The 9,526-nt window shown below is 67.9% G+C and carries 10 protein-coding genes and 1 pseudogene; 3 read left to right on the forward strand and 8 right to left on the reverse strand.

The features are described from left to right. Both GEV10_30695 and GEV10_30700 read left to right on the forward strand, forming a co-directional pair. Positions 1-913 (forward strand): hypothetical protein (locus GEV10_30695; protein ID MQA82774.1); only part of this gene is annotated, 913 nt, incomplete at its 5' end. 385 nt (positions 914-1,298) lie between these two features. Beyond that, positions 1,299-1,382: pseudogene (locus tag GEV10_30700) on the forward strand (SAM-dependent methyltransferase). An 87-nt stretch (positions 1,383-1,469) separates the two neighbouring features. On the opposite strand, the gene GEV10_30705 reads toward GEV10_30700, so the two are convergent. After that, positions 1,470-1,991 carry a hypothetical protein gene (locus GEV10_30705; protein ID MQA82775.1) on the reverse strand — a complete coding sequence of 174 codons (522 nt, stop codon included), beginning with the start codon at positions 1,989-1,991 and terminating at the stop codon, positions 1,470-1,472. 53 nt (positions 1,992-2,044) lie between these two features. Continuing rightward, positions 2,045-2,740, reverse strand: coding sequence for an SDR family NAD(P)-dependent oxidoreductase (locus GEV10_30710; protein ID MQA82776.1), 696 nt, complete (start codon positions 2,738-2,740; stop codon positions 2,045-2,047). Between the two features lie 152 nt (positions 2,741-2,892). Between GEV10_30710 and GEV10_30715 the strand changes: the two genes are divergently transcribed. Next, entirely contained in the window at positions 2,893-3,258 is a 366-nt protein-coding gene (locus GEV10_30715) for a transcriptional regulator (GenBank protein ID MQA82777.1), read from the forward strand. 247 nt (positions 3,259-3,505) lie between these two features. Here GEV10_30715 and GEV10_30720 read toward each other — a convergent pair whose 3' ends face one another. From GEV10_30720 to GEV10_30745, 6 genes are all read right to left on the reverse strand, one after another. After that, positions 3,506-4,393, reverse strand: a complete 888-nt coding sequence (locus GEV10_30720; protein ID MQA82778.1) for a hypothetical protein — start codon at positions 4,391-4,393, stop codon at positions 3,506-3,508. Between the two features lie 108 nt (positions 4,394-4,501). After that, entirely contained in the window at positions 4,502-4,876 is a 375-nt protein-coding gene (locus tag GEV10_30725) for a DUF2784 family protein (protein ID MQA82779.1), read from the reverse strand. Between the two features lie 112 nt (positions 4,877-4,988). Further along, positions 4,989-7,382: an ATP-binding cassette domain-containing protein gene (locus GEV10_30730; protein ID MQA82780.1), complete on the reverse strand. Its 2,394-nt coding sequence runs from the start codon at positions 7,380-7,382 to the stop codon at positions 4,989-4,991. A 188-nt stretch (positions 7,383-7,570) separates the two neighbouring features. Then, positions 7,571-8,806, reverse strand: a complete 1,236-nt coding sequence (locus tag GEV10_30735; protein MQA82781.1) for an MFS transporter — start codon at positions 8,804-8,806, stop codon at positions 7,571-7,573. Between the two features lie 79 nt (positions 8,807-8,885). Continuing rightward, positions 8,886-9,296 carry a VOC family protein gene (locus tag GEV10_30740; GenBank protein MQA82782.1) on the reverse strand — a complete coding sequence of 137 codons (411 nt, stop codon included), beginning with the start codon at positions 9,294-9,296 and terminating at the stop codon, positions 8,886-8,888. Positions 9,297-9,301: 5 nt separating this feature from the next. After that, a partial coding sequence (locus GEV10_30745) for a helix-turn-helix domain-containing protein (GenBank protein MQA82783.1) occupies positions 9,302-9,526 on the reverse strand: 225 nt, incomplete at its 5' end.

Here is a 9,526-nt window from a genome sequence, read left to right on the forward strand (position 1 = left end):
CACGACCCCTACCACCAGGCATGACATAAGAATACTACTCGACATGTCACGAAACCTTCGCGACACGCCGCGGCCGTTCCAGCCTGCGGTAGCTCAACGTCACATCGAAGCAGAAGTTGCCAACTGCGTTGGGGGCGTGATGTCGCCGTTGTTGGCCAACATCGCTTTGTCGGTGCTCGATGAGCACCTACACGGTGGATGGCAACCAGCCGGCGAGATGTCCACGTCCAGCATCCGCGCCCGACGCCGGAGCAAGGGCCAGCCGAACTGGCGGATCGTGCGCTACGCGGACGATTTCGTCGTCCTCGTGCATGGGTCGCGCGCCGACGTCGAGGCTCTGCGCGAAGAAGTCGCCACCGTGCTCCAACCCCTGGGGCTGCGGCTCTCTGAGTCCAAGACCCAGGTGGTGCACATGAGTGAGGGGTTCGACTTCTTGGGGTTCCGCATCCAGTGGCGCCGCAAGTATGGAACGAACAAGTGGCACGTCTACACCTTCATCGGCACCCGGCCGATCCGGTCGTTGAAGGCGAAGATCCGTGCGCTGACGAACAGGACGTCGCAGCAGAGTCCCCGGGACGTGTTGATCAGGCTCAACCAGATCATGCGCGGCTGGGCCAACTACTTCAAGCACGCGGTGGCCAAACACACCTTCCATGCGCTGGCCCACTTCGTGTGGTGGCGCGTGGTCCGGTGGCTCCGCACGCTGCACCGCTGGAAGTGGAAGGCCGTGCGCCGACGGTTCACCACCCCCGATGGGCGGTGGAAACCGATCACGGTGGACGGGATCGAGTTGTTCAACCTGGAAACGGTGCCGGTCACCCGCTACCGCTACCGGGGCAACACGATCCCCAACCCCTGGACCCTGCGCAACCACGCCACGACGGCAGAGACCGTGGAGAGCCCGGTGCGGTGAAAGTCGCACGCCGGGTTCGGCGAGCGGCCTGGGGAAACGGACCGGGAGCAATCCCGACACCGCGCCCCAGGCCGACTCAACCGAGATCACCGCGCTTGTCTTCTCCCGGGGTGCGCACCGCGTCTGACCCGGAGCGGAGAGGCGCCATCACTCGAGCGTGCCTTGACCGCGAAGAGCTCGACCTCTTCTGTCGACTCCCCTATGGCATTCCACCTTGCCGGATACGTCGATTTCGAACGCGCGATCAACATGACGTGGAGCTGAACCGGTCCCCGGTTCAGTGCCTACCCGTCCTTGTGGCTCGTCATGTTGATGACGTTGCCACTGCTCGGCGCCGTACTCCTCGAACCGCTCCACCTCGATGAAGCCCAGCTTCGCCGAGCATGGCTTCGAGGTCGTCGACGTGCGCGACGCCCCGGACCGCCAGGGCAAGGAGCTCGTGTTTCTCACTCGCCGCACCGGCGCCTGACTCCAGCTTCCGCCCTGCCCCCGCGCGCCGCACCCCGGGCTACACCCGGCTCAGCAACTCACGTTCCCGCCAGGGTTGATCGGATCATCATTGACCAGTGCGCAGAGCCGCCGCGAAACGCCGTCCCGGCGTCGGGTCGACTCGGAAGCGTTCGGCGTAGCGTTCGTGAGTTTCCGCCCACTGCTCGTGCGCTACCTCTTCGGAGACGTGCTCGCCGGCGAGATGCGGCTCGAGCCGCGAGAGGTAGGTCTCCCAGCCAGTCGCGGTCTGCGCCGCGAGCGCCGGGTCGTCGATGACGTGGGTAAAGATCAGCCGGCAGCCGTCTTCTTGCGCGGTCAGCTCGAAGCTGTGCGGCTGGCCGGCGTAGACCCAAGCCAGGCGATGGAGTGGATCGACTTCAGTCACCTCAAGGGTCGCGCCACCGGCCTCGAAGGTCTCACCCACCGCCGGTGCCCAGTCGACGGCTGCCGGAAACCAACGCTCGAGCCCTGCCGGCTCGCTGATCGCCCGCCACATGCGCTCGACCGAGTAGGCGAGCGTGCGCTCGAAGCGCAGCGTTGGGTGACCGTCGATCGTTTCCAGGGTTCCGTAGGCGGTGGGTTCGGTCATGGGTTCTCCTCTCGTTGGCCACACGGCACCATAGGCAAGTGCCCACTTGCCTGTCAAGCGCGGCGTCCCGCGACGATCCGGCGGAACGCGTCGACGTCGCCGACGACCTCCTCGGGTCTCTCCCTGCGTTCATACATCTGGTAGTAGCGAGCACCGATGGCGTCAGGGTCAGCTTCCGCATCACCGGGCACGACGCCGGAAGCGATTGTGACGGTGCCGACGAAGACTCCCGTCCCACCGAGTTCGGCGTGTAGTCCGAGTGCCCAGTTGCGCAATCCGGCCATGGCGAGACCGACGTTTCCCAGAAACGGTGCGGCGACGAGGGAGGAGACTCCCGTGGTGAGCAAGATTGCGCCATCGCCCCGTGCGCGCATCTCAGGGAGAACCGCACGGACAGTCGTGATTGCTCCTTTGACATGCAGGTCGAACTGGTCCGCAGCCGAAGATGGTGTCGTCTCGACGGCACTCGTGATGTCCCCGCTTGGGCTGGGGCTGTATTCGACGACATCGATCGGACCGAGTTCCTGACGTATCGCGTCGAGTCCTGCGACCAAACCATCCGAGTCGCGCAGATCTGCCGTGGCGGACGTCACGGCGACGCCCTGCCCGCCTAGCTCCCCCACCATGTGGTCGAGCTTGTCTTGGGATCGGGCGACCAAACCCACACGGAATCCTCGACGCCCGAAAGTGCGCGCGATCCCCAGCCCCAGCCCAGGTCCTGCACCCACCACAACCAGGCTCTTCGCCACCCCAACACCTCCGGTTACGATTTGTTCGTAACCGTATGTTCTGTGAGCCCTTTCGTTACGACAAGACGGCACCTCGTTGTCCGCTACGCACACGGAGGTAACCGATGACACGCCGCAAGACGGGCACAGCCGGGGGCACACGCGTGGCTGACATGAACGATGCCTCGGCCACCGAGACATGCCGCCAAGTCCTGCAGATATTGGCGCTGATCGGTGACAAGTGGACGATCCTGGTTATCGGTCAGCTCCGCAACGGCACTCGCCGCTTCAGCGAGCTGCACCGGTCCGTCATCGGAATCTCGCAACGGATGCTGACGCTGACTCTCCGACAGCTCGAACGCGACGGACTCGTCACTCGCAAGGTCCATGCCAGCGTTCCACCCCGAGTCGACTACTCCCTCACCGACCTCGGCATCACCCTGCTCGACGCGGCGAGCGCACTTGCGGACTGGGCCGCCACCCATCGGCAAGACATTCTGATGAACCGACAGCAGTACGACCGAGACCGGGAACTGTGACCTGGGCAGTGCTGGTCGCCATCCCGACGATCCTGGCCGGTGCCCGCCGGCGCGCTGAGCGCACGGCAAGCCCGTCCGCGGCGCCCGGCACAGCGGTATCCCGCTCCCGGGGCACGCCGCCCGATGCAGCAAGCTAACGGGAGCTTCACCTCACCGACGTGGACTTCACCTCGTCCCGGCACGACGTGAAGTCCACGTTGATCACGTGAACGTGATCAACGGCGCGGGCGGCGAGCCTCTTGACGATTCAGAGTACGGAGTTGTGCCTCAGGACCGACACGGCCGCCACGGTCCGGTATCCGCGCCACTCGAGGGCGGCGGCCGGCGAGTAGCTCGCGAAATCGACCGACCAGCCACCGTCGTCGTGCTGTTCGGCTGCCAGTCGACTCAGGTCGGCGTCGACGACTCCCGCGTCGTACAGCGTGCGTGCGGGACGACCGGGAACGGGGGCGACGTCGAGTGGCCGGATCACCTCGTCCGCGGCACCGCCTTCGACGGGCAGCAGACCGTCGTCGGGGATGAACCGTCGGAGGCGGTCGAGCAGGGCGCCCGCTTCCTTGCGGGTGTCGGACGCGGCGTCGAGGAACTGGATCACGAACGTCAACTCGATCGCGTGTGGTCTGTCGCCGATCGCTTCGATGGCCGTCAGGCAGTACTGCGTCGCCCGGTCGAGCCAGGGATGGGCGGCGACGTCGGGGTCGTGCGCGGCGACCCGAAGGGCGGCGCCGACTGCGAACGAGGTGCTGTGCAGGGTGGAGACCTTCGGGTCGGCCTGCGCCCAGAACGGTGCGCAGCCACTGGCGTCCCTGACGGGCAGCGCGAAGGGCACGCCGCCGTCGGGGAGGGAGACCGACGCCAACCAGTCGCACAGCTGCGCAGCGTGTGGTGTCGTGACTGGAGCGATGTCCTCGAACACCTCGAACGCGTGCAGCGCGCCCGCGGGCTGACTCTCGGCCGCACGCAGGTCCGGCTCGAGGCCCCAACCGTACCCGCCGTCCAGATTGCGGTAGCCGTCGACGGCGGCGAGCACGGTGCCGGCATCGGCTTCGCCGAAGAGCAGCTCGAACCGTCGACGATCGAGCGCTCGGGCATGCGTGGCCATGAACGAGGCGGCCGCGGAGAGGTCTGCATTCATGCACTCACCATGGCACGGTCGCAGCCGTGCGGCTTGAACGTTTCGGACGTGTCACTCCGGAATGGCCTATGCGCAACGCAGCTGCCGCTCGGCGTGGCCATGCCAGCGTCAAGGATGGCGCGTCGCCTTGACGCGGCGGTACTGGCGGAACGCGAGGCCGAGCCAGGAGACCGCCACCGCGGCGGCCGCGGCGACGTAGATCGTGTTCTGGTACTCGGCCGGGTAGACCACGTCGCGGACGTAGGTGTCAAGGAAGCTGCGTTGCAGAGGCGACTGCCCGCCCTGGACGCGCAGCATGTTCTGCAACGTCGTCAGTGGGCACGGCAATGACGCCGCCACGACGACCAAGGCCCACACCGCGGCGACCACGTGCACCAGGAACGTCCGCGGAAACCGCCACACCACGAAGCCACCGACGACGACGTACACCAGATAGGCGGCGTGCAGGCACGCGACCGCGATGGCGGCCCACCGGAACAGCATGGCCACCACCTCGCTCCCGCTCCGACGTACCCGTCCACCAGTGTGCCCGCCGGCTGGCCCGGCGCTTTCACGGTGTCCGGTCGTCGTCTCCGGGTGTCCGCGAGGGCCTCGGTCAGGTGCCGACGTAGGCGGCGAGGTGCTCACCGGTGAGGGTGGCGCGGTCGGCGACGAGGTCGGCGGGTGTGCCCTCGAAGACGATCCGGCCGCCGTCGTGGCCGGCGCCGGGGCCGAGGTCGATGATCCAGTCGGCGTGTGCCATGACCGCCTGGTGGTGCTCGATGACGATGACCGACCTGCCGGAGTCGACGATCCGGTCGAGCAGGCCGAGCAGCTGCTCGACGTCGGCGAGGTGGAGGCCGGTGGTCGGCTCGTCGAGGACGTAGACGTCGCCCTTCTCCGCCATCTGGGCGGCCAGCTTGAGCCGCTGCCGCTCGCCGCCGGACAGCGTGGTGAGGGGCTGGCCGAGGCTGAGGTAGCCGAGCCCGACGTCGGCGAGCCGGTCGAGGACCTTGTGGGCGGCCGGCGTGCGTGCCTCCCCGTCGCCGAAGAACTCCTCGGCCTCGGTCACCGGCATCGCGAGCACCTCCGCGATGTTCCGGCCGCCGAACGTGTACTCCAGCACCGCCGCCTGGAACCGCTTGCCCTCGCACTCCTCGCAGGTGGTGGCGACGGTCTCCATGATCCCGATGTCCGTGTAGATGACGCCGGCACCGTTGCACGTCGGGCATGCGCCCTCGGAGTTGGAACTGAAGAGCGCCGGCTTCACACCGTTGGCCTTGGCGAACGCCTTGCGGATCGGGTCGAGCAGTCCGGTGTACGTCGCCGGGTTGCTCCGTCGCGAACCGCGGATCGCGCCCTGGTCGACGACCACCACGCCGTCGCGGCCGGCGACCGAGCCGTTGATCAGCGAGCTCTTGCCGGAACCGGCGACGCCCGTGAGAACACAGAGCACCCCGAGCGGGATGTCGACGTCCACGTCCTGCAGGTTGTGCGTCGACGCCTCACGGACCTCCAGGACACCGGTGGACGAACGCACCGAGTCCTTGACGGACGCCCGGTCGTCGAGATGCCGGCCGGTGGTGGTGTCACTCCCCCGCAGGCCCTCCACGGTGCCCTCGAAGCAGACGGTGCCGCCCTCCGTACCGGCCCCTGGGCCGAGGTCGACGACGTGGTCGCCGATCGCGATCGTCTCGGGCTTGTGCTCGACGACCAGCACGGTGTTGCCCTTGTCCCGCAGCTGCAGCAGCAGGGCGTTCATGCGCTCGATGTCATGGGGGTGCATGCCGATCGTCGGCTCGTCGAAGACGTAGGTGACGTCGGTGAGCGACGAGCCGAGATGGCGGATCAGCTTGGTGCGCTGCGCCTCGCCCCCGGACAAGGTGCCCGCCGGCCGGTCGAGCGAGAGGTAACCCAGCCCGATCTCGGTGAACGAGTCGAGAAGATGCTGCAGCCCGGACACCAGCGGCGCCACGGTCGGCTCGTCGAGGCCCCGTACCCACCCGGCCAGGTCGCTGATCTGCATCGTGCACAGGTCGGCGATGTTCTTCCCCTTGATCTTCGCCGACCGGGCCGAGTCACTGAGGCGGGTGCCGTCGCAGTCGGGGCAGGTCTGGAACGTGATGGCCCGCTCCACGAACGCGCGGATGTGCGGCTGCATCGCATCGACGTCCTTGGAGAGCATCGACCTCTGGATCTGCGGGATCAGGCCCAGATACGTGAGGTTGACCCCTTCGACCTTGATCTTGGTCGCCTCCTTGTAGAGGAGGTCGTTCAGCTCCTTCTTGGTGTACTTGCGGATCGGCTTGTCCGGGTCGAACCAACCGCAGCCGCGGAAGATGCGGCCGTACCAGCCGTCCATGCTGTAGCCGGGGATCGTGAGCGCGCCCTCGTTGAGCGACTTGCTGTCGTCGTACAGTGCCGACTGGTCGAAGTCGCTGACCGAGCCCATGCCCTCGCAGCGCGCACACATGCCGCCGAGGTAGACACGCTTGCGCACGATGCTCTTCTCGCCGCGGCCCTTGTCGGTGGTCATGATGCCACTCGCCGTGCGGGTCGGGACGTTGAAGGAGAAGGCCTGGGGCGAGCCGATGTGCGGCTTCCCGACCCGGCTGTAGAGGATCCGAAGCATCGCGTTGGCGTCGGTGGCCGTGCCGACCGTGGAGCGAGGGTTGGAGCCCATCCGCTCCTGGTCGACGATGATCGCCGTCGTCAGGCCGCCGAGGAAGTCGACCTCCGGCCGCGCCAGCGTCGGCATGAAGCCCTGCACGAAGGCGCTGTAGGTCTCGTTGATCATCCGCTGCGACTCCGCGGCGATCGTGTCGAACACCAGCGAGCTCTTGCCCGAGCCGGACACGCCGGTGAACACGGTCAGCCGGCGCTTCGGGATCTCGACGCTGACGTCCTTGAGGTTGTTCTCTCGCGCGCCCTGCACGCGGATCAGGTCGTGGGCGTCGGCGACGTGCGGCGCAGGCGACTGCTTCTCCGTCTTCGTGGCTTTGCTCATCATGTCTCCATCAGTTGGGCGGGGCCGCCTTCGCGGCGCGTCCGTGGGCGTCGCCTGGCTCGATCCAACCAGCTTCGAGCCGTCCGTCTGATTCTGCATCGGCGCGTCGCGGCAACGGACCGCAACGCGCCACGGCGATCACGTTAGTAGCGGCTCCGTGACCGGTGCTTCTCGATTCCTGACCGGTCTGGTCACCTGGCGTGGCGCCGGTCCCTGCGCCTGGCGAGCAGCAGGACGCACGCGACGGCGCCGAGCACCACGGTGGCGAGTCCCGAGCCGCCGAGCGTCGCGCGCGGGCCCAGCGCCGTGATGAGCGGTCCGCCGAGCGCAGTGCCGAGCGGCGACGCGGTGAGCAATACCGCGCTGCGGGCCGCGAGCATCGCGGCCAGGTGCTGCGGTGGCGACGTGGCCTGCATCAGCGTCACCGAGAGCGCCACGAACGGTCCGTAGATCGCGCCGCCGAGCGTGAAGCACACAACGGTGACGGCCGTCGGCACGTCGAACCCGAACGGCAGCAGCACGAGCCCCCAGGCGACCACGATGACGACCGTCACCGGCCAGAGCGGCAACTGCCGCAGCGTGCCGACCGCAAGCCCGCCGAGCACCGCGCCGATGCCGAACAGCATCCAGTAGAGGCCGAGCAGCGTGCCCGGTGCGTGCAGGTCGTCGGTCACGTGGAGCGGCAGCGCGACCTCGACGGGTCCGTACAGCAGGTTGAAGAACCAGGTGAGCGTCAGCAGCCCGAGCAGCTCGGGATGGGATCGCAGCAGCGCGAGCCCGCCCCGGGCCGCCCGGTCGACAACGGAGACGTGCCCCGACTCCGGCAGCCGCATCCGTGCGACGAGCACGGCGAGGAACACGTAGGTGAGCGCGTCCAGGCCGAGCACGAGTGCGGAGCTGACGTACGTCACGAGCACACCGGCGATCGCAGGCCCGGCGATCGTGGCCGCGAAGTTCAGTGTGCTGACGACGGTGTTCCCGGCGAGCCGCTGCTCGTCGGGCAGCAGCTCGGCCAGCAGGGTGTACTTGCCCGCGCTCCCCCACGCGTGCAGCAGCGACGAGACCGCGAGCAGCACGACGTACAGCGGCAGCGAGAGCAGTCCGGCGAGCCAGACGAGCGGTACGGCGCCGAGGAACACGCCGCGCACGACGTTGTCGGCGAGCAGGAGCCGCCTGGCCGACACCCGGCGCAGTCGGCGACCGAACACCAGCGCGCCGACCACGCCAGGCAACGTGTACGCGGCCACCGCGCTGCCGACCCACAGCCCCGCGGTCGCCTGCGGCGCGAGCTCGATGGCGAGCCACGCCACCGCGACGAAGCTCATCCCGTCCCCGAGGTACGAGACCGCGAAACCGAGGATCAGTCGCCGGAACACCCGGTTGGCGAGCACCGGCCGGTACGCGGCGGGGACGAGGCGTCGGAGCATCTAGTGTCCTGCGTTGTGAATCTGCACCTGAGATCGATCTCGTCTCAGCTGTCAGCCAGGCCCGTGATGCCGGGGTGACTCAACGCAGCTCGTTGATGCGGATGTGGTTGCCCGCGGGATCGCGGAAGGCGCAGTCGCGAACACCGTACGGCTGCTCGGTCGGCTCCTGGACGACCTCGGCTCCGCTGGCCTCCACCCGCGCGAAGGTGTTGTCGAGGTCCTTGGTAGCCAACAGGATCCAGCCGTAGGTGCCCTTGGCCATCATCTCGGCAATGGTGCGGCGCTCGTCGTCGGTGACCCCAGGGTCGGCGGCCGGCGGCGCCAGGAGAATGGACGTGTCGGGCTGGTCGGCGGGGCCGACGGTGATCCAGCGCATCTTGCCGTTTCCGACGTCGCCACGGACCTCGAAGCCGAGGGTGTCGCGATAGAAGGCGAGGGAGGCGTCCGGGTCGTCGTGCGGGAGAAAGCTCACGTGAATGGTGATGTCCATGGCGATCAGGCTAGTTGCGGCTCGGTGACCCGCGCTTCTCGATTCCTGATCGGTCTGGTCACCTGCTTCGCCACGCACGGCGGCATCCCCGCCGTCGCGCGCGCCGCCTGGCGCCGGTAGGTGCTTGGCGGCACACCGACCAGCTCGGTGAAGCGACTGCTGAACGTGCCCAGCGACGAGCAGCCGACCGCGAAACAGACCTCGGTGACGCTGAGGTCGCCGCGACGTAG

This window comes from Streptosporangiales bacterium (assembly GCA_009379955.1).
In the GTDB taxonomy this organism is placed as follows: Bacteria; Actinomycetota; Actinomycetes; order Streptosporangiales; family WHST01; genus WHST01.